The following is a 19,308-nucleotide window of genomic DNA, read 5'->3' on the forward strand; positions in this document are numbered from 1 at the left end:
GTTCCGTGAAAGATGAATTTGCGAATACAAGCCGCGCGAGATCAGCGTGCAGCTTAAGCAAGGATCTGTCTCAAATTGTGGACGCAGGTCATTGTTATGAAAAGTCCGCCCGGAGCGAGCAGACGAGCGGTTCAACCCAGGCATGTTTTCACGGTCCGGGCCAACGCCTGCGCGCGGGGATCCATCAGGACATAGGGACCAAGCGTATTGGTGACATAACCGAACGCCACATCGCGCTGCGGATCGGCAAAACCAATGCAGCCGCCCGCGCCGGGATGACCGAACGCGCCGGGGCCCATACCAAAGGTGGCGTTCTCCACATCCGGTTGATCCAGCCAGCAGCCCAATGCGAAGCGGGTGCGGCTCAGCAGGGTGCGGTCCTCGCCAAGGCAATGCTCGCGTGTCATCTCGGTCAACAGCTCATAATCGAGCAATTCCCCTCGCAGCAGCCCGTCATAGAATCCCGCCAGCGCGCGCGCGTTGCCATGCCCGTTGGCGGCGGGCTGGGACATCCGGCGCCACTCGGGCTTATTGGAGCTGTTCATAATCGAAGGCGGGTTAGTGAACGCACGTGCCGTGAGCGACTGCGGATCACCGGTCAATGCTTTAAATACGCGCTGGGCCGCGGCATCACCGAAGTTATTCTTTTGTCGGGTCAGGTAACCGACACGATCGAACTCGGCATCTGCCAAGCCGATATGGAAGTCCAACTCCAGCGGACGAGCGGTACGCGCGACGATCGCTTCGCCCGGCTCACGGCCATCGGCGCGACGGATCAGCTCGCCAAGCAGCCAGCCGTAGGTAATCGCGGCATAGCCATGGCCATCACCGGGTGCCCACCAGGGGCTCTCGGCAGCCAGCGCCGCCGTCATCACATCCCAATCGTACAAGGCTTCGGGAGGGAGGGGTTGGCGAACGGCAGGCAGCCCAGCCTGATGGCTGAGTAGCTGCCGCAGCGTAATGCCCTGCTTGCCATTGGCAGCGAATTCCGGCCAGAGCCGCGCCACCGGCTCGTCCAGCTGCAGCTTGCCCTCACCGACCAGTTGCAGCGCAGCCACGGCGGTGAAGGTCTTGGTGCAGGAAAACAGGTTGACCAGGGTGTCACTTTGCCAGGCTTGCTCTTCAGCGTTGTCGGCCACGCCTGCCCAGAGGTCGACGACGGTTTCGCCACCAACTTTCACACAGACCGCGGCGCCACGCTGCTGGGTCTGCTCGAACAAATTACTGAACGCGTCTCTGACCGCCTCGAAACGAAGATCGAAATATCCCTGGATCTGCACGCTCGCGCCCTCTGGTTGTGTATGTAATCGACGCATTGTTTCAGTCGCACCGGATCAATGAAACAGGCTCGACGACGATTACCGGCCCATCAGCGCTTTGAATGACAGTGCATGTGGCCTACCGGGCGATGTGAAACCCGTTAGTCGATTTCGCGGCGGAATGGCGGCAGCGCGTTGAGAATGGCTTTGCCGTAGCGCTGTGTAACGACCCGGCGGTCGAGCAAGGTGATGGTGCCCCGATCTTCTTCGGTACGCAGCAGCCGCCCACACGCCTGGACCAGACGCAGCGATGCATCGGGCACGGCGATTTCCATGAAGGGGTTACCGCCACGCGCCTCGATCCATTCGGCCAATGCGGCCTCGACCGGATCATCCGGTACCGCAAAAGGAATCTTGGCGATCACCACGTGTTCACAGTAAGCGCCCGGCAGGTCGACGCCCTCGGCGAAGCTGGCGAGTCCGAACAGCACGCTCTTTTCGCCATCATCTACGCGCGCCTTGTGCTTGTTCAGCGTTTCCTGCTTGGACAGGTTGCCCTGAATCAGCACACGCCGACGCCAGTCGCGCTCCAGTCCGTCGAAAACGTCCTGCATCTGTTTGCGCGACGAGAACAGCACCAGCGTGCCCTGCGAAGCCTCCACCAGCTCCGGCAGGTCGCGCACGATTGCCGCAGTATGCGCGGCCGCGTCGCGCGGATCAGCCTTGAGATCGGGTACTCGCAGCACACCGGCGTCGGCATGATGAAACGGGCTTGGCACTACCGCAGTCACGGCGCAGCGCGGTAGCCCGGCGCGCATGCGATAGCGATCGAAACTGTTCAGCGCGGTGAGCGTGGCCGAGGTAACCAGCGCGCCGTAGCAGACATTCCAAAGATTGCGCCGCAAGGTCTCGGCCGCGAGGATCGGACTGGCATTGACCTCGATATCGAACAGCGCGCCGCCTTCGGCCAGCGTCAGCCAGCGCGCCATTGGCGGGCTGTCCTGCGGATCATCCACGGTAAAGGCGGTCCACAATTCCCAGTTGCTCTGAGCCCGGGTCAGCAGGCTACCAAACAACGGATACCATTCTTCCGCCTGATGACTGGCAATGCCGACGCCCGTCTCGCCATCCATCGCTTCTTTCAGCAGCTCGGTCAAACGGGTGAACAGATCGTTTAGCTTGGCGAAGCCTTTTTTCAGCTCGACGCCTAGCTCGATCAGATGTTCGGGCACCACGCCGCCGACAAAACGGTGACGCGGCCGCTCGCGGCCCTCCATGTCTTCGCCGGCCCTGAAATCGGCCAGCTGCTCGCAGGCGCTGAACATGAATTGCTGCTGGCTGCGCAGGTCACGGGCAATTTCAGGTACCGCCTCGATCAATCGACCGAGATCGCCCGGTAGTGGATGCTGAGCGAGCAGCTTGGTCAGGTTTTTCTCAACCTGGGCAAGCCAGTCGGCCGTCGAGCGCAGGCGGGTAAAATGGGCGAAATGGCCGATCGCCTTGTCCGGCAGATGATGACCTTCATCGAAGACATAGAGGGTGTCACGCGGATCCGGCAGTACCGCCCCGCCGCCCAGCGCCAGATCGGCAAGTACCATGTCGTGGTTGGTGACGATGACGTCGACCTTTGTCATGCCTTCACGCGCCTTGTAGAAAGCGCACTGCTGGAAGTTGGGACAGTGACGGCCGGTGCACTGGCTGTGGTCGGTGGTCAGGCGGGCCCAATCGGGATCGGCAAGTTCTTCCGGCCAGCTGTCGCGGTCACCATCCCAACGGTTGCCGGCCAGTTTCTCGATCATGCTGCCGAACAGCTTCTCGCTGCGCTCGTCCACATCGATGCGGAAGCCTTCTTCCTCGAAGAGCTGGGCGGTGGCGCTTTGCGCCTGGCCTTCTTGCAGCAACACATCGAGTTTGGAAAGGCACAGGTACCGACCACGGCCCTTAGCCAGGGCGAAGGAGAAACTCAGACCGCTGTTGCGCATCAGGTCTGGCAGGTCCTTGTGCACGATCTGCTCCTGCAGCGCGACAGTCGCGGTCGCGATCACCAAACGCTTGCCTGCGGCCTTCGCTGTAGGAATGGCCGCCAGGCTATAGGCCACGGTCTTGCCGGTACCGGTCCCAGCCTCGACCGCAACGACTGCCGGCTCGCCATCCCGACGACCTTCGTCATCGGTCTTGATCGCGCCGAGGACCTTCGCCACCTCGGCGATCATCAGACGTTGACCGTAGCGGGGCTTAAGCCCTTTGGCCTCGAGAAAGCGAGAGTAGGCGCCCTGGATCTGGGACTTGAGTTCGGTGCTGAGCATGGGCGCGGAGCTGTATATATTTTCAGTATTTCGAGTGGGTGGCTATGATAGCGCGCGTTTCCTCAATCGCCACCGGAGATTTCCCCATGACCGCTTTTGCCCTGCCCTATCTGCTCCATGTTCTGGCCGCCGTGATCTGGGTCGGAGGTATGTTCTTCGCCTGGATGGTGCTGCGCCCTGCCGCCGTTTCCGAGCTACAGGCGCCCGAGCGACTAAAGCTATGGGCCGAGGTGTTTCGCCGTTTTTTCAAATGGGTGTGGGTCACGGTACTGGTTTTGCCGATCAGCGGTATCGGCATGTGGCATATGCGCTTCGACGGGCTGGAGGGGGCGCCCCGTTATGTGCATGCCATGGCTGGCCTGTTCCTGGTGATGCTGGCGTTGTTCCTGCGCGTCCAAATGCTGCAGCTGCCAGAGCTCAAGCGCGCAATCGCCGCACAGAACTGGCCGGAAGGTGGCGCGGCCCTTGGAAAGATCCGTCGGCTAGTGGGCATCAATCTGCTACTGGGGCTTTTGGTCGTGGCGCTGGCCAGCGCGCGCCCATTGTTCTGACCGGGCGAATCGAACCGACTGCAGCATTCATGAAAAAGCCGGGCGAGATGCCCGGCTCCTTTATTGCAGTGTCGCTTCAGGGGCGCGCTTCAACCTCAGCCTCTACACGACGGTTGATGGCACGACCTTCATCTGTGGAGTTGTCGGCAACCGGACGGGATTCGCCGTAGCCCACCGCATCGACCCGGTTGCTGTCCAGACCATGCTGATTGACCAGCACATCACGCACCGCATTGGCGCGGCGCTCGGACAGGCGCTGGTTGTATGCGTCAGTACCCACCGAGTCGGTATGCCCTTCGACGACGGTCGAAGTTTGGCCATACTGTTTCATGAAATCTGCCAGGTCCCGGATATCGGCCATGCTGTCCTGTTTGACTTCAGCGCGGTCGAAGTCGAACTTGACGTCGAGCTCCACACGAACGGGTTCGGCCGCAGGCTCGGGCTCGGTAACCTGTGTCGGAGTCGGTGTCGGTTCGACGGTTTCAACCATGGCGACTGTCTCCTGCTCGGTGCCGTTGGCCCAGCAATAAGCTGCCGCCATACCGCCACCGATCAGAGCCCCATATCCTGCATAAGTACTGCTTTCTATTGCACCCAGCGCAGCACCGGTGACGCCGCCGACAGCCGCACAGCTGGGCCAATCCTGCTTCTGCACCCCTGCGCAGCCAGCCAGGAAGGTGGTCATTACAATCACGGGTACTGCTGTCCGTAAGCTACTCATTGGTTGAACCTCCTAGTTTGGGATCGGCCAGAGCGCCATGCAGACGGCATAAGCGACTCCAGTTGTAACGAGACTAGGACGGCATGTGCCACCGCGCTAGTCTTTACGCTTTGACAGATCGCGTTAGCTCCGCCCTGCGATCTGTAACGCTGACATCGAGGACCCTCAGATTGACCGTATCCAGCTCATCAAAAACGCCGCAACAGGCACTGGCCGCTCTGCTCGAACACCATGCTCCGACGCGGCTGCTGCATGTCGGCCGTAGCGATATGCCTGCAGTCGAAGCGTTCAGCCGCAGTCACGAAAATAGCTACGTCGAACGCGCCCCGGCCGCGTTTCTAACCGAAGAACTGGCCGGTCGCCGGTATGACCTGGCACTCATCGCCGATTGCCTGGAATATCTACCCAAACAGGACGGCCTACAACTACTCGGTGGCATCCGTAATCTCAATGCCAGCCGTGTCGCGGTTTTGGTTGATTTGAATGCATGCAACTGGCGGATGGCCGACTTCTTTGCCCTCGCGCTGCAGGTCACCGCCCGCTTCGAACGGCACGGGCAGACCCTGACCCTCTTCACCTACGACCTGCTCGATTACAAGCAGGTTCCGGATTGGTTGAACGCGAAGTTCTGGGCTAATCCGCAGATGTTTGGCAAATATTGGTGGTAATAAATGATGACCGATGATTCACAACGCGGCGCCAACTGCCCCTGCGGTAGCGGCGATACCCTTGGTGAATGCTGTGGACGCTATCACCGCGGACTATCGGCCCCCAGCGCGGAGCGGCTCATGCGGTCGCGCTACAGCGCTTATGTGCTCGGGCTCATCGACTACCTGAAAGCCACGACACTTCCTGTTCAGCAGGAGTCGCTGGACCTTCAGTCAATGAGCGACTGGAGCGCCGGCAGCACCTGGCTGGGACTCGAAGTTGAAGAAAGTCAGCTCATCGGAGGGCAGCCGGAACATGCGCGGGTAAGTTTCACCGCTCGGTGGCACGACCTGGCGGGAGAACATGCCCAGCATGAGCGATCGGCTTTCGTTCAGCGCGACGGCAAGTGGTACTTCATCGACCCGACCGTCCCGCTCAAAGCCGGTCGCAACGACCCATGCCCGTGCGGTAGCCGCCAGAAATTCAAGAAGTGCTGCGCCGCCTATCTGTAACGCCTACTCATAAAAAAACCGGCAAGCGCATCGCACCAGCCGGCCTTTATTTGTGTTTACTTAGCGGTTATTTCTCGACGAACGCACGTTCGATCAGATAGTGCCCCGGATCACCCATACGCGGCGATGCCTTGAGGCCGAAGCCATCCAGAACCTTGCTGGTTTCGGCCAGCATGCTCGGGCTTCCACAGATCATTGCGCGATCGTCCTCGGGATTAATCGGTGGCAGACCGATGTCACGGAACAGCTTGCCGCTACGCATCAGATCGGTCAAACGCCCCTGGTTGTCGAAGGGTTCACGAGTCACGGTCGGGTAGTAAATCAGCTTTTCTTTCAGCGCCTCGCCAAAGAACTCGTTCTGAGGGAGGTGCTCGGTAATGAATTCCCGGTAGGCAACCTCGTTCACGTAGCGCACGCCATGGATCAGAACAACCTTCTCGAAGCGCTCATAGGTTTCAGGGTCCTGGATCACGCTCATGAACGGCGCCAGACCGGTACCCGTGCTCAACAGGTACAGATGCTTGGCGGGCAGCAGATCGTCCAGCACCAAGGTGCCGGTAGGCTTGCGGCTGATCATCAGCGAGTCACCTTCTTTCAGGTGCTGTAGACGCGACGTTAGCGGGCCGTCTGGCACTTTGATGCTGAAGAACTCCAAGTGTTCTTCATAATTGGGGCTGGCGATGCTGTAGGCGCGCATCAGAGGCCGGCCTTCCACTTCTAGACCAATCATCACGAACTGGCCATTTTCAAAGCGCAACCCTGGATTACGGGTGGTTTTGAAACTGAACAGCGTGTCGTTCCAGTGATGCACACTGAGGACTCGCTCGACGTTCAGGTTGCTCATGTACGGATTCCCCTTCTAGCGCGCGATGAGCGCTTCGATAATTTACGAAAGTCTACCGACACCGTTAGTATTCGTTAAACTAATATTAACGATATGTCTTATCGGTTATATAGATATGCATTTTACGCTACGCCAACTTCAGGTATTCGTCTCGGTCGCCCGCCAGGAAAGCGTTTCCCGCGCCGCCGAGAGCCTGGCGTTATCGCAATCGGCCACCAGCACCTCATTAGCTGAACTGGAAAGGCAGTCTGGTTGCCAGTTGTTCGACCGCGCCGGTAAGCGCTTATGGCTAAACGCGCTGGGCCGCCAGCTTCTGCCGCAAGCGGTGAGCCTGCTCGATCAGGCCAAGGCCATCGAGGATTTACTGGCTGGCAAGACCGGCTTCGGCTCACTCAATGTCGGCGCAACGCTGACGATCGGCAATTATCTGGCCACCCTGCTAATTGGCAGCTTCATGCAGCGGCATCCTGAATGTCGGGTGAAGCTGCACGTGCAGAACACGGCGCATATAGTTCAGCAGGTCGCACAGCATGAACTTGATCTGGGTCTGATCGAAGGCGATTGTCAGCACCCCGATATCGAGGTGCTGCCGTGGGTGGAGGATGAACTGGTAGTGTTCTGCGCGCCCCAGCATGTGTTGGCGGGACGTGCCGAAGTGAGCCTGGATGAGCTCTCGCGCGAAGCCTGGATTCTCCGCGAGCAAGGTTCAGGGACGCGCCTGACATTCGACCACGCCATGCGCCACCATCCGGCAAAACTGAACATCCGGCTCGAGCTGGCACATACCGAAGCGATCAAGCGAGCCGTCGAGTCGGGCTTGGGAATCGGCTGCATTTCGCGATTGGCACTGCGCGACGCGTTTCGCCGCGGCAGCCTGGTTGCAGTAGAAACCCCTGAGCTGGATCTGGCCCGACAGTTTTACTTCATCTGGCACTCGCTGAAGTACCAAACTGCGGCGATGCGCGAGTTCATCGAGCAATGCCGAGCGTTGACTGCGGGGATCCGGCGCAGTGATGAGATCGTGCTGCCGACTATCGCCTGATCAGCGTGAGGCGATCAGCCACACCGAATGGAAGCGCCAGTCTGTGCAGGCTTATGAAACCACTTGGTATCGCTTTTTCGCCGATCCAGCACACGGCGTCTTCGTCAGCTGCTCGGAATCGACCCCATCTGTTGCAGCAGCAGCGCCGCCTGGGTCCGGGTGCGGACACCCAGCTTGCGGAAGATCGCGGTGACATGGGCTTTGATGGTCGCCTCGGAAACGCTGAGCTCGTAGGCAATCTGCTTGTTCAGCAAGCCGTCACACACCATGGTCAGCACTCGGAACTGCTGGGGCGTGAGACTGGCAAGGCCTTCGCTGGCCGCCTTGGCTTCGGGGCTGACATGGGCGATGTCTTGGATATTGCTGGGCCACCAGACGTCGCCATCCAGCACGACTTGCACTGCTTGCTGAATGGTTTCCAACGAGCTGGACTTAGGGATGAAACCGCTGGCACCAAACTCGCGTGAACGGGCGACTACCGCAGCATCTTCCTGGGCCGAAATCATTACCACGGGCAACTGCGGGTACTGCCCACGGAGCAGCACGAGGCCCGAGAAGCCGTAAGCGCCTGGCATGTTCAGATCGAGCAATACAAGATCCCAGTCAGAGGTCCGGGTCAGCTGGGCTTCCAGCTCGGCGATGCTTGCCGCTTCGGAAAGCCGCAGGCCATCGCCCAGACCAAGCGTTAACGCTTGCTGTAGGGCACTGCGAAACAGCGGATGATCATCGGCGATAAGGATTTCGTAAGCAGCCATGGCAGACCTATAGTTTTTATTGGCGCTTCACCGGCCTGAAGCCGGATGCCGACATCAGGCCGACATGAACCCGGATATTGCTCGGGGATGGACCAGGGTGATGATATCGCGCCACCAGTGGAAATTCGATTACCGTTCCGCATTTAATCAGGCATATCGGCGAGCTGAGCTTGAACCTGTGGCGAAATGCATCGCTTTGATGCAAAGTTTGCGGCTTTCCCATGTGAGCCCGAACATGCGTAACCAAGCCCTCCGCGCCGATTTTCTAATGCTCATTACGGCCATGATCTGGGGAAGCGCGTTTGTCGCTCAGCGAGTCGGGATGGATAACATCGGCCCGTTCCTCTTCACCGGCCTGCGCTTCGCATTGGGTGCGATCGTGCTGCTGCCGCTGGTCCTGTACCAAGGCCGCGGTGCGGCCCGACATGAGCCTTTCCTGCAGCGAGGCTTGCTGCTCGGAGGCCTCAGCATGGGGCTTGCGCTGACCTTAGGCATTAACCTCCAACAGGTCGGCCTCCTTTTCACCAGCGTGACCAATTCCGGATTCATCACAGGCCTTTACGTGATAGTGGTGCCCTTGCTTGGGTTGATTATCGGCCAGAAAACCGGAATGGGCACTTGGCTGGGTGCGATTCTGGCGGTGTTTGGTATGGCCCTCCTCAGCATCGGCGAGAATTTTCAGGTTGCCTCCGGAGATTGGATACAGCTGGCCGGCGCCTTCGTATGGGGCGTGCATGTATTGCTGGTGAGCTTCTTCGTTGGCCGCCACGACGCGATTCGCCTGGCGTTTCTGCAGTTCGTCACCTGTGCGGTGGTTAGCCTGGTGCTGGCGGGCCTGTTCGAGGAAGCCAGTCTGAACAGTATCTGGCTGGCGGCTCCGGCATTGATCTATGGGGGTATGTTCGCGGTTGGCGTGGGCTATACCTTGCAGGTCGTTGCGCAGAAGCATGCGATCGCCTCCCATGCGGCGATCATCCTCTCGCTCGAAGCGGTATTTGCCGCCATTGCCGGTGCACTGTTTCTCGATGAAAGCCTCAGCCTGCGCGGCTACTTTGGTTGCGCGCTGATGTTCGTCGGCATGCTCGCCGCGCAGCTCTGGCCACGCAGGACACCGCCAGTAATAGCCGGCGCCGAAATTCGGCAAACGGCCACCCATTGACCGACCCTGCTCGGTTAGCGGCGACCGTACGCCGCTAGCGCGCGGTGGGTAGCGTCTTCTGGATCCGGCGCGCGGTGGTGTTTAGCTGCCAGGTAGTGATCGGTGAATGCGTCGAGCCAAGTATCCAGCGCCCCCGCCGCCTGATCATCGCCTGCCAGCCCCAGGCACAGCGCAGCGACCTCGGCGGTGCATAGATGCTCGCTACGCGACGAGCGGCGCAGGCGGTAGCGTGACAACACCTCGGCATGCAGGCTCAGCACCGGTAGGTGATTCAGATAAGGGCTCTTGCGAAACATCTTCCGCGCTTCGGTCCAGGTCGCATCGAGCAGTACGAACAGTGGGCGCTTGCCAACAACCGCCTCGACCCCGGACACCACCCGGGCTGGCTCAGCATACTCACCGGGAAACACCACAAACGGCTGATATCGAGGATCAGCAAGCAGATTCAGCAAGGCGGGATCCACGCCCGTCCGCTGCCAAGTGAAAGCGTAAGTGTCAGTCACGACGTCGGCGATCAACCATCCGGTGTTGCTCGGTTTCAACGGCTCGATATCATGCATGATCAGGCACACCGCGCTGTTCGCCGGCACGCGCGGAAGCCAACCACATAGACAGTGGCTGGTCGTGATGCGGCAGCGAACGCAGCGGGGTGTACGCGAACCCCTCGCGATAAAAGGCTTGGCGCTACGGGCCAGGCGCGCCTCGCGCAAACGGGCTACGGCATGTGGCATGAGGATTTCGACCGATTCAGGTGGGGCGGCAGTTTACCAGCCCGGCTGTAAACCATGGCCGCCGCTGAACCGTGCAGACGGACACCGGTCGAACGACGGCAGTCACCAGGAGATCACCATGTACCGTCTGACCACTCTATTCACACTCTGCCTCGCCTTGCCCTTCGCCCATACCGCTTCGGCACAGGATCAAGCGCTCGGCCAGCTGCTTGAGAAGGTTGCCCGCGAAAGCAGCGTAGGCACCCCGCGCGCAATTAATTCCGACCTCCTAGACGAAGGCTACAGCGTCGACGGCAACGAGCTGGTCAACCACCTGAGCGTCCAGCCCCGTCATGCCGCGCAGATGCGCGACAACCCACAACAGGTTCGCACCCAGTTGGCTGCGAGTGTTTGCAATAACGAAGGCCTGCGTCAGTTGATGAACCAGGGAGCGGTGTTGCGCTTCGAGTTCAACGAATATCAAAGCAAGAAGCCGATCACCACCGAGCGGTATCGCTCCAGCGATTGCTGAACCTAGCTAGCCAACGGCAGCAGCAGTGCTGCCCGCGACGGATCCTTCTAGCGCAACACGCGTGGGGGCCCCTTGCCTGCCACCGCAGCCGCCTCGTCAGGCTTGAAGCGCGCCGCTCGCGGCAGGTCGAGCAACCGCGCGCACGGCGCGAGCATATTGGCCCAAGAGGTCCGATGGCGACTGCATCCCGCTTTCACCCAGGTGCCACCGCGATTGCGATAGCCCAGGACCGAGTTGCGCCGCACGTCCGGCAAGATAAGCCAAAGGTGGCCGCGCGCTACCTCCGCCGCATGTGTATGAGCACATGCGCGTTTCCATATCCTCCGGAAATAGCCGCTCGGCCGCGCCGATTGGCGGGCGAATATTCCTGAACCAGGCGACCGGATCGCCCTCTGATTGCATAGCTAGACGCTAACCGCCGGACCGACAGATCTGCTTACTTAACAGAACGCCGGCCCGGATCTACTAGGCGCAGGGACGGCATTCCCGCCTGCGCAATGGGCTACTGTTAGGCTTGTAGGGCTCGTCCTGAAAACAGTTCGCACCAGGCCCAGCAAGAACGATACGCAAGTCGGCGCCGAGCAACACTTCAGGTTCCAATACAAGGGAGATGTTGTATGCCTTTCGAACCGGATGATTATCTGTCGCGACATTTCAAGACCAGCGGCACTGAGCTGTCCAAAAAAATTGATGAGCTCGTGGCGCTAGCCGTCCCACCCACTAGCCAGAATCTGCCGTTGTATAGGGAAATGCTTGTCACCGTCCTGCGCATGGCGCAGGCCGACCGGAGCCGCTGGGATGCGAAGATTCTGCTGCAGACGATGCGGGAGATGGAGCATGCCTTCAGCCGGCTCGACCAGTTCAAGCGCCGCCGCAAGGTCACTGTCTTCGGTTCGGCCCGAACGCCTATCGAACACCCGCTTTACGCACTTGCGCGCGAGCTCGGAGAAACACTGGCCCGTTATGATCTGATGGTCATCACTGGCGCTGGCGGCGGCATCATGGCAGCCGCGCACGAAGGTGCCGGTACGGACAATAGCCTCGGACTGAACATCACTCTGCCCTTCGAGCAGCATGCCAATCCCACCGTGGACGGTACCGACCACCTTTTGTCGTTTCACTTCTTCTTTGTCCGCAAGCTATTCTTCATCAAAGAAGCCGACGCACTGGTGCTTTGCCCGGGCGGTTTCGGCACCTTGGATGAGACGCTGGAGGTACTGACGCTGATACAGACGGGAAAAAGTCCGCTGGTGCCGATCGTGCTGCTGGATGAGCCCAACGGCTCGTTCTGGAAAGACGCGCTAAGTTTTATGCGTCGCCAGCTGGAGGGTAATCGTTACATTCTGCCGACAGACATGCGCCTGATGCGACTGGTAGACAATGCCGAGGATGCTGCTGCTGAAATCGACAATTTCTACAGCAACTTCCATTCAAGCCGATGGCTAAAAGATCGCTTCGTCATGCGCATGAACCATGGCCTGACAGACGACGCTCTTGCTTATCTGAATAACGAGTTTTCCGATCTGTGTGTGAAAGGCCGTTTCGAACAACAAGCCTGCTGCGAAATGGAACTTGACGAACCGGAACTGCAAGCGCTACCCCGGCTTAGCTTCGTTTTCAACGGCCGTGACCATGGGCGTCTGCGCGAGCTGACCGACTTCATCAACGCTAAATGCAACTGGCGACCCTAAAGAGATCAAATGAGGAGCTAGGTAGAATTGCGTCTGCGACGGTTAATCGAACGACCCGCCTCGCAATAGCCTTCCGATCATTTCCAGCGAATAGCCTCGGTAACTCAGAAAACGGCCCTGACGGGCCTTTTCTCGCTGGTCGCCCGGCAACTCTCCGAACTTACGCAGCCATACCTCGTGGAGTTGCGCATTCCAATCAAAACCACTGTCGCGCAAGGTTTGCTCAATAGCCTCACGGGGCAACCCCCGTTGAGCCAGCTCCTCACGGATTCGCAACGGGCCGTAGCCCGCATTGGCGCGCATACGTACGAAGCTCTCCAGATAGCGGGCTTCGCTGAGAAGCCCCTCCTCGGCCAGACGATCCAGTGCCGGCTCGATCAACTCAGTAGGCGCACCGCGCGAGCGCAACTTACGGCTCAGCTCCATGCGCCCGTGCTCGCGACGGGCCAGAAGATCCATGGCTGCCCGCCGCACGGAGGCGGGGTTATCGAGCACAACCGGCATATGAATCAGAGATCGGCTTCGACCAGGTCTGCAGCAACCGGGTTGGCCTTGGTGCTCGGCGCAACCACCAGCAGCTTGTCGCGGATCTGCTGTTCAATCTCGCGGCCAATTTCCGGGTTCTCTTCCAGATATTTAGCGGCATTGGCCTTGCCCTGACCGATCTTGCTGCCCTTATAGGCATACCAGGCGCCGGATTTCTCGACCAATCCCTGCTGCACACCGAGGTCGATAACCTCGCCATTGCGGTAGATGCCCTTGCCATAGAGGATCTGGAATTCGGCCTGGCGGAACGGCGGCGCTACCTTGTTTTTGACGACCTTGACGCGGGTTTCGCTGCCGACCACTTCGTCGCCTTCCTTCACCGCACCGGTACGGCGGATGTCGAGACGAACCGAGGCGTAGAATTTCAACGCGTTACCGCCAGTGGTAGTTTCGGGGCTACCGAACATCACGCCGATTTTCATACGGATCTGGTTGATGAAGATCACCAGGCAGTTGGCGTTCTTGATGTTGCCGGTGATCTTGCGCAGCGCCTGGGACATCAGGCGAGCCTGCAGACCCACATGGGTATCACCCATTTCGCCTTCGATTTCAGCCTTGGGCACCAGCGCGGCCACAGAGTCGACAATGATCACGTCGACCGCATTGGAACGCACCAGCATGTCGGTGATTTCCAATGCCTGCTCACCGGTATCGGGCTGCGAAACCAGCAGGTCGTCAACGTTGACGCCGAGCTTGCCCGCGTAATCGGGATCCAGGGCATGCTCGGCATCGACGAAGGCGCAGGTGGCGCCCATCTTCTGTGCTTCTGCAATAACCGACAGTGTCAGCGTGGTCTTACCTGAGGACTCTGGACCATAGATCTCGACGATCCGGCCTTTTGGCAAACCACCGATGCCCAACGCGATATCCAAGCCCAGCGAGCCGGTGGAGATGGAGGGAATCGCCTGGCGATCGTGATCGCCCATGCGCATGACCGCGCCTTTACCGAACTGCTTTTCGATCTGGCCCAAGGCGGCAGTCAAGGCGCGCTTCTTGTTCTCGTCCATTACAATCCTCACTTGATCAAGAGGGCCAGAGGCCACAACAACAACTGTATAAGTAGACAGTATTAGAGCATAGGCAAAATGAAGCGCCTAGCCCTGAATTGGATTTTCTCCCGCCGCGAGCCGGATCAATCCGACGAGCGCCGCCTCTACGCTCTGCTCGCGTACGGCCTGTCGATCGCCGTCGAATTGAAAGCGCTGGGTCACGATCTTCTCGTCAACCGTCCAGGCCAGCCATACGGTGCCAACCGGCTTATCTGGCGATCCGCCACCCGGCCCGGCAATGCCGCTGACCGCCACACCATAACGCGCCCCACTGGCCCGCTGCGCGCCACGTACCATTGCCTCGACCACTTCGCGACTGACGGCGCCGACCTGGCTGAACAGGCCAGCCGGCACATCCAGCAGATGAGTTTTTTGCGCATTTGAATAGGTCACGAAGCCCGCCTCGAACCAGGCCGAACTGCCGGCAATGCGGGTAATGGCTTCGGCGATCCCGCCGCCGGTGCAGGATTCGGCAGTGGTGACCAGGGCGCCCTGCCGTTGCAAGGCATCGCCCAGTTGCGAGGCGAGATCGGTGAGCGTCATCGAATGATCCGGTTAATAGAAAGACAGCGGATACCCTACACCAGCCTGTCCGGTACTTCAGCCCGTCGCATTGCCGAAGTACCGGAGCGGGCGAACCGAAGCGGCGGCGACGACGGTCATGTCCCCGGCTGCGCCGGTCCGGCCAGATCGCTGTCACGGCGCCTTCCCAGACGGCCGACTGCCCTATCGCCATAGACCTGGATCGGATCGGAAAGGTTTTTCTTGATGAAGAAGGCGAACAGCGTGACGACCGACAGCATGATGCCGATGTACACCGGGCCAGGAATATCCAGCGTCGATGGATGAAATCGCAGACGCGCGGCGATGGCAAATACCGACGGGTGGGTCAGGAAGATGATGTACCCAACGCCTCCGATGGGTGCAAGCCAACGTAGCCCGCCTCCCGTCATTCGCGTCGCCGCCAGAAATATCGCGGCCCCCAGGCTGTAGCTCACGAAGTAGCGGTACCAGGTTTCACCCAGCCCGGTGTCACGGGAATAGGCCAACAGGCAGACCGGCAGCAGGAACGCATAGAACAGCCCGACCGCAGCCCAGGCGTAGCCTCCGGTATCGAGTGCACGCCCGTTATCGGTCCTTTTCCACAGTGCTCCGAGAAAGCACACGCTCACCATCAGCGGCAGCGCCACCGGTAATTTTATTTCCAGGCTGTAGCGCAGGTAGGCGAGCAGCAGCGCAAAGCCGTACTGCAGGACTAGAATAAGCAGATCCCATCGCACTGAATCGCCACGCTTCAAGATAAACAACACCAGGCAGAGCGCGTAGAAGGTGATCTCGATCTGGAGCGTCCAATACAGGCCGAGCACATTTTCAACCAGGAAGAAGCCCTGCAACATCGTCGCGTTGACGGCGACGACCAGCACAGAGAACAGCCGCGCAGGATCATCCCAGGGAAACATCACACCAAGCAGCAGTGACAGCCAGTACAAGGGAAACAGGCGAAAGAAGCGCTGATACACGAACGCCGCCACCGGCCGCTCGAAGGTGCGTCGATTTCTATGCAAGCCGGAGACGATGAAATAACCACTCAGGGCGAACAGCACCAGCACGCTGACCTTGCCGACATCCAGCACCGCCTTGGTGGTCAAAAAAAGGTAGCCAGTCATCTCGTCGAAAGCACCGTCATGCTTCATCTTGGCGATCAGATGAGAATAGGCGACGCACAACGCCGCCGCGCCGCGCAGGGCGTCGAGTCCATATAGTCGGGGCATGTCTGCTGCACTCGCCGATGGGGGAAAGGGTAAGCTCGCCAGGAACCGGCGCACGGGGAAACGCTAGCGTTCGCCCGTCAAAGGGGCCAGCGCGCTGGATAGAATTGAGACGTCATGCCCAGACGGGCAGGTATCGCATTCGTGAGCCGATGCCTTGGGTACGGCGAGGCGAAAAGCCCGGGTATGCTACCGCGGCAGCCGCCAAGGGGCGGCTGCACAGCTTAGAAGACGTATACGAGGCCGTATAAATCCGGAAAGACGCCGAGTCACCATTGGGCGACTGGTTCGGCTCTTTTCTAGCCAAAGGTTATCGGCGGCATCGGCTCGTTTGTCAAGGCGCTCGTCTCGCGTGCCATCACTCCTGGCAGCCCAGAGAAAGCCGACCCGAACCGGGTGCGAAGCCGGTCCGCCTACCAAGCGCGCCCGCCTGCTGAGCAGTGCAGCCGCGTGTTAACCTTGTGGGCTTTCAGCGGGATCCGTTACTCGTCCGGCGATTCTGCTCCACCGAGCCGCACCAGATAGACAATGCCACGCTCCGGCTCTCCGCCCCACCGAAACAGTCGAATAGCCCTAAGTTACTGATGAGCCTAGATATTTCAGATTTATCGAAACACACGCCGATGATGCAACAGTACTGGAAGCTCAAGCGCGAGCATCCTGACCAACTGATGTTCTACCGCATGGGCGATTTCTACGAGCTGTTCTACGAAGACGCCAAGAAAGCCGCGAAGCTGCTGGACATCACCCTGACCGCCCGCGGCCAATCCGGTGGCAATGCGATCCCCATGGCCGGGATCCCGTTCCACTCCGCTGAAGGTTATCTCAGTCGGCTTGTCAAGCTCGGCGAGTCGGTGGTCATCTGCGAGCAGATCGGCGATCCGGCGACTAGCAAAGGCCCGGTGGAGCGCCAGGTGGTGCGCATCATCACGCCTGGTACGGTCAGTGACGAAGCCCTGCTCGACGAGCATCGCGACAACCTGCTGGCCGCTGTGGTGGGCGACGAAAAGCTGTTCGGCCTATCGGTGCTGGACATTACCAGTGGCCGTTTCAGCGTGCAGGAATTCGGTGGCTGGGAAACCCTGCTGGCCGAGGTGGAGCGTTTGAACCCCGCCGAACTGATGATTCCGGACGACTGGCCCGCCAATCTCCCGCTTGAGAAGCGTCGTGGCGTACGGCGTCGCGCGCCCTGGGATTTCGATCGCGACAGCGCATTCAAGGGTCTCTGCCAACAGTTCGGCACCCAGGATCTGAAGGGTTTCGGTTGCGAAAAACTGACCCTGGCCATTGGCGCCGCCGGTTGCCTGCTGACTTATGCCAAGGAAACCCAGCGTACTGCCCTGCACCATTTACGCAGCCTGCGCCATGAGCGCCTTGACGACACCGTGATTCTCGACGGTGCGACCCGACGCAACCTGGAACTGGACATCAACCTCGGCGGCGGTCGCGAAAACACCCTGCAATCGGTTGTGGATCGCTGCCAGACCGCCATGGGCAGCCGCCTGCTCAGCCGCTGGCTGAACCGCCCGTTGCGCGACCGCGGCGTGCTCGAAGCCCGTCAGGACTCGATCACCTGCCTGCTTGAGCATTACCGCTTCGAGCAGATCCAGCCGCAACTCAAGGAGATCGGTGACCTCGAACGCATCCTCGCTCGGATCGGTCTGCGCAACGCCCGCCCACGCGACCTGGCACGACTGCGTGATGCGCTCGCCGCCCTGCCCCAACTACAAGACGGTATGCAGGAACTGGTGGCGCCGCATCTGATCGAGCTGGCGAATACCATCCGCACCTATCCCGAGCTCGCTGCGTTGCTGGCCAAGGCCATCATCGACAATCCGCCGGCGGTGATCCGCGAAGGCGGCGTGCTGAAAACTGGCTATGACGCTGAACTGGACGAGCTGCAATCGCTGTCTGAAAACGCCGGCCAGTACTTGATGGACCTGGAGACCCGCGAAAAAGCCCGCACAGGCCTGGCCAACCTCAAGGTCGGCTACAACCGCGTGCATGGCTACTTTATTGAGCTGCCGAGCAAGCAGGCCGAATCCGCGCCGGCGGACTACATCCGCCGCCAGACGCTCAAGGGTGCGGAACGCTTCATCACCCCGGAACTGAAAGAGTTCGAAGACAAGGCGCTGTCGGCCAAAAGCCGGGCCTTGGCGCGTGAGAAGCAGCTCTACGAAGAATTGCTCGAGCGGCTCATTGGGCACCTGGCACCGCTGCAGGAAAGCGCGGCGGCATTGGCCGAGCTCGACGTGCTGAGCAATCTGGCCGAACGCGCGCTGACGCTAGACCTGAACCGCCCACGCTTCGTCGAGCACCCCTGCATGCAGATCGAGCAAGGCCGCCACCCGGTGGTCGAGCAGGTGCTGCAAACGCCCTTCGTTGCCAACGACCTCGGGCTGGACGACGATACTCGCATGCTGGTTATCACTGGCCCGAACATGGGCGGTAAATCCACCTACATGCGCCAGACCGCCCTGATCGTACTGCTGGCGCAGATCGGCAGCTTCGTCCCGGCAAAGGCGTGTGAGTTGTCTTTGGTCGATCGCATATTCACCCGTATCGGCTCCTCGGATGACCTGGCCGGTGGTCGCTCGACCTTCATGGTGGAGATGAGTGAGACCGCCAACATCCTGCACAACGCCAGCGACCGCAGCCTAGTGCTGATGGATGAAGTTGGCCGCGGCACCAGCACCTTCGACGGGCTGTCGCTGGCCTGGGCGGCGGCCGAGCACCTGGCCCATCTGCGCGCCTTCACGCTGTTCGCGACGCACTATTTCGAACTGACGGTGCTGCCGGAAAGCCAGCCGGTGGTCGCCAACGTGCACCTGTCGGCCACCGAGCACAACGAGCGCATCGTCTTCTTGCACCACGTCCTGCCGGGCCCAGCGAGCCAGAGTTATGGCCTGGCAGTGGCACAGTTGGCCGGCGTGCCTGGGGAGGTTATCCAGCGTGCACGCGACCATCTGTCGCGGCTGGAAACCACTAGCTTGCCTCACGAAACACCGAAAATAACCGCCGGCCAGCCCGCTCCGCCGATGCAGAACGACCTGTTCGCGAGCCTGCCACATCCGGTGATCGAGGAATTGGGGCGGATCAATCCCGATGATATGACGCCGCGCCAGGCACTGGAGCTGCTATACAACTTGAAAACACGCGTCTGACGGCTAAGAAAAAGCTGCTAGAATCGCGCGCATTTTTTGGATATACGCGG

General features: G+C 60.1%; 17 protein-coding genes and 2 pseudogenes. 8 read left to right on the forward strand and 11 right to left on the reverse strand.

Annotated features, from left to right (window positions below; all coding sequences use genetic code 11):
- Positions 1 to 131: 131 nt before the first annotated feature.
- Positions 132 to 1,280, reverse strand: a complete 1,149-nt coding sequence (locus tag H3028_RS02340) for a serine hydrolase domain-containing protein (RefSeq protein ID WP_181295958.1) — start codon at positions 1,278 to 1,280, stop codon at positions 132 to 134.
- A 140-nt stretch (positions 1,281 to 1,420) separates the two neighbouring features.
- Positions 1,421 to 3,565 (reverse strand): ATP-dependent DNA helicase DinG, encoded by a 2,145-nt coding sequence (gene dinG, locus H3028_RS02345; protein ID WP_181295434.1) that lies wholly within the window; start codon positions 3,563 to 3,565, stop codon positions 1,421 to 1,423.
- A gap of 86 nt (positions 3,566 to 3,651) precedes the next feature.
- Between dinG and H3028_RS02350 the strand changes: the two genes are divergently transcribed.
- Positions 3,652 to 4,116, forward strand: a complete 465-nt coding sequence (locus H3028_RS02350) for a CopD family protein (protein WP_181295435.1) — start codon at positions 3,652 to 3,654, stop codon at positions 4,114 to 4,116.
- 76 nt (positions 4,117 to 4,192) lie between these two features.
- Here H3028_RS02350 and H3028_RS21520 read toward each other — a convergent pair.
- A pseudogene (locus H3028_RS21520) lies at positions 4,193 to 4,585 on the reverse strand (OmpA family protein); the annotation flags it as partial.
- Positions 4,586 to 5,007: 422 nt separating this feature from the next.
- Here H3028_RS21520 and H3028_RS02360 point away from each other — a divergent pair.
- Both H3028_RS02360 and H3028_RS02365 read left to right on the forward strand, forming a co-directional pair.
- The gene (locus tag H3028_RS02360; protein WP_181295436.1) at positions 5,008 to 5,505 is read left to right on the forward strand and encodes a DUF6231 family protein; all 498 of its coding nucleotides are present in this window, start codon (positions 5,008 to 5,010) and stop codon (positions 5,503 to 5,505) included.
- 6 nt (positions 5,506 to 5,511) lie between these two features.
- On the forward strand, positions 5,512 to 5,997 hold the full coding sequence (locus tag H3028_RS02365) for a YchJ family protein (RefSeq protein WP_181295960.1): 486 nt from the start codon (positions 5,512 to 5,514) through the stop codon (positions 5,995 to 5,997).
- Between the two features lie 67 nt (positions 5,998 to 6,064).
- Here H3028_RS02365 and fpr read toward each other — a convergent pair whose 3' ends face one another.
- A complete protein-coding gene (fpr, locus tag H3028_RS02370; protein WP_181295437.1) occupies positions 6,065 to 6,841 on the reverse strand; it encodes a ferredoxin-NADP reductase in 777 nt (258 codons plus the stop codon).
- A gap of 115 nt (positions 6,842 to 6,956) precedes the next feature.
- On the opposite strand from fpr, the gene H3028_RS02375 reads away from it, so the two are divergent.
- Positions 6,957 to 7,883 (forward strand): LysR family transcriptional regulator, encoded by a 927-nt coding sequence (locus H3028_RS02375; protein WP_181295438.1) that lies wholly within the window; start codon positions 6,957 to 6,959, stop codon positions 7,881 to 7,883.
- A 104-nt stretch (positions 7,884 to 7,987) separates the two neighbouring features.
- Here the strand turns inward: H3028_RS02375 and erdR are convergent, their stop codons facing one another.
- The gene (gene erdR, locus H3028_RS02380; RefSeq protein ID WP_181295439.1) at positions 7,988 to 8,638 is read right to left on the reverse strand and encodes a response regulator transcription factor ErdR; all 651 of its coding nucleotides are present in this window, start codon (positions 8,636 to 8,638) and stop codon (positions 7,988 to 7,990) included.
- Positions 8,639 to 8,873: 235 nt separating this feature from the next.
- On the opposite strand from erdR, the gene H3028_RS02385 reads away from it, so the two are divergent.
- Positions 8,874 to 9,797, forward strand: a complete 924-nt coding sequence (locus H3028_RS02385) for a DMT family transporter (RefSeq protein WP_181295440.1) — start codon at positions 8,874 to 8,876, stop codon at positions 9,795 to 9,797.
- Between the two features lie 14 nt (positions 9,798 to 9,811).
- Here the strand turns inward: H3028_RS02385 and H3028_RS02390 are convergent, their stop codons facing one another.
- Entirely contained in the window at positions 9,812 to 10,528 is a 717-nt protein-coding gene (locus H3028_RS02390; protein WP_181295441.1) for a tRNA-uridine aminocarboxypropyltransferase, read from the reverse strand.
- Positions 10,529 to 10,646: 118 nt separating this feature from the next.
- Here H3028_RS02390 and H3028_RS02395 point away from each other — a divergent pair, with 118 nt between their 5' ends.
- The gene (locus tag H3028_RS02395) at positions 10,647 to 11,039 is read left to right on the forward strand and encodes a PA3611 family quorum-sensing-regulated virulence factor (RefSeq protein WP_181295442.1); all 393 of its coding nucleotides are present in this window, start codon (positions 10,647 to 10,649) and stop codon (positions 11,037 to 11,039) included.
- 47 nt (positions 11,040 to 11,086) lie between these two features.
- On the opposite strand, the pseudogene H3028_RS21190 reads toward H3028_RS02395, so the two are convergent.
- Positions 11,087 to 11,414, reverse strand: a pseudogene (locus H3028_RS21190) (xylulose 5-phosphate 3-epimerase); the annotation flags it as partial.
- Positions 11,415 to 11,656: 242 nt separating this feature from the next.
- Between H3028_RS21190 and H3028_RS02400 the strand changes: the two are divergent.
- Complete coding sequence (locus H3028_RS02400; RefSeq protein WP_181295443.1) at positions 11,657 to 12,730, forward strand: LOG family protein; 1,074 nt, start codon at positions 11,657 to 11,659, stop codon at positions 12,728 to 12,730.
- Positions 12,731 to 12,772: 42 nt separating this feature from the next.
- On the opposite strand, the gene recX is transcribed toward H3028_RS02400, so the two are convergent.
- From recX to H3028_RS02420, 4 genes are all read right to left on the reverse strand, one after another.
- The gene (gene recX, locus H3028_RS02405; protein WP_181295444.1) at positions 12,773 to 13,234 is read right to left on the reverse strand and encodes a recombination regulator RecX; all 462 of its coding nucleotides are present in this window, start codon (positions 13,232 to 13,234) and stop codon (positions 12,773 to 12,775) included.
- 5 nt (positions 13,235 to 13,239) lie between these two features.
- A complete protein-coding gene (recA, locus tag H3028_RS02410) occupies positions 13,240 to 14,283 on the reverse strand; it encodes a recombinase RecA (RefSeq protein WP_181295445.1) in 1,044 nt (347 codons plus the stop codon).
- A gap of 87 nt (positions 14,284 to 14,370) precedes the next feature.
- Positions 14,371 to 14,868, reverse strand: coding sequence for a CinA family protein (locus H3028_RS02415; protein WP_181295446.1), 498 nt, complete (start codon positions 14,866 to 14,868; stop codon positions 14,371 to 14,373).
- A gap of 116 nt (positions 14,869 to 14,984) precedes the next feature.
- Positions 14,985 to 16,097 carry an acyltransferase gene (locus H3028_RS02420; protein ID WP_181295447.1) on the reverse strand — a complete coding sequence of 371 codons (1,113 nt, stop codon included), beginning with the start codon at positions 16,095 to 16,097 and terminating at the stop codon, positions 14,985 to 14,987.
- A gap of 593 nt (positions 16,098 to 16,690) precedes the next feature.
- On the opposite strand from H3028_RS02420, the gene mutS reads away from it, so the two are divergent.
- Positions 16,691 to 19,258 carry a DNA mismatch repair protein MutS gene (gene mutS, locus H3028_RS02425; protein ID WP_181295961.1) on the forward strand — a complete coding sequence of 856 codons (2,568 nt, stop codon included), beginning with the start codon at positions 16,691 to 16,693 and terminating at the stop codon, positions 19,256 to 19,258.
- Positions 19,259 to 19,308: the final 50 nt, after the last annotated feature.

Source organism: Pseudomonas sp. Q2-TVG4-2 (assembly GCF_013620795.1).
Classification (GTDB): Bacteria; Pseudomonadota; Gammaproteobacteria; order Pseudomonadales; family Pseudomonadaceae; genus Stutzerimonas.

Bases quoted from the DNA above. Each gene is read 5' to 3' on its own strand.
- H3028_RS02385 (WP_181295440.1), top strand. From the start codon at position 8,874: ATGCGTAACCAAGCCCTCCGCGCCGATTTTCTAATGCTCATTACGGCC.
- H3028_RS02375 (WP_181295438.1), top strand. From the start codon at position 6,957: ATGCATTTTACGCTACGCCAACTTCAGGTATTCGTCTCGGTCGCCCGC.
- H3028_RS02395 (WP_181295442.1), top strand. From the start codon at position 10,647: ATGTACCGTCTGACCACTCTATTCACACTCTGCCTCGCCTTGCCCTTC.
- erdR (WP_181295439.1), bottom strand. From the start codon at position 8,638: ATGGCTGCTTACGAAATCCTTATCGCCGATGATCATCCGCTGTTTCGC.
- fpr (WP_181295437.1), bottom strand. From the start codon at position 6,841: ATGAGCAACCTGAACGTCGAGCGAGTCCTCAGTGTGCATCACTGGAAC.
- recA (WP_181295445.1), bottom strand. From the start codon at position 14,283: ATGGACGAGAACAAGAAGCGCGCCTTGACTGCCGCCTTGGGCCAGATC.
- H3028_RS02390 (WP_181295441.1), bottom strand. From the start codon at position 10,528: ATGCCACATGCCGTAGCCCGTTTGCGCGAGGCGCGCCTGGCCCGTAGC.
- H3028_RS02420 (WP_181295447.1), bottom strand. From the start codon at position 16,097: ATGCCCCGACTATATGGACTCGACGCCCTGCGCGGCGCGGCGGCGTTG.
- H3028_RS02350 (WP_181295435.1), top strand. From the start codon at position 3,652: ATGACCGCTTTTGCCCTGCCCTATCTGCTCCATGTTCTGGCCGCCGTG.
- H3028_RS02400 (WP_181295443.1), top strand. From the start codon at position 11,657: ATGCCTTTCGAACCGGATGATTATCTGTCGCGACATTTCAAGACCAGC.
- H3028_RS02415 (WP_181295446.1), bottom strand. From the start codon at position 14,868: ATGACGCTCACCGATCTCGCCTCGCAACTGGGCGATGCCTTGCAACGG.
- recX (WP_181295444.1), bottom strand. From the start codon at position 13,234: ATGCCGGTTGTGCTCGATAACCCCGCCTCCGTGCGGCGGGCAGCCATG.
- dinG (WP_181295434.1), bottom strand. From the start codon at position 3,565: ATGCTCAGCACCGAACTCAAGTCCCAGATCCAGGGCGCCTACTCTCGC.
- H3028_RS02365 (WP_181295960.1), top strand. From the start codon at position 5,512: ATGACCGATGATTCACAACGCGGCGCCAACTGCCCCTGCGGTAGCGGC.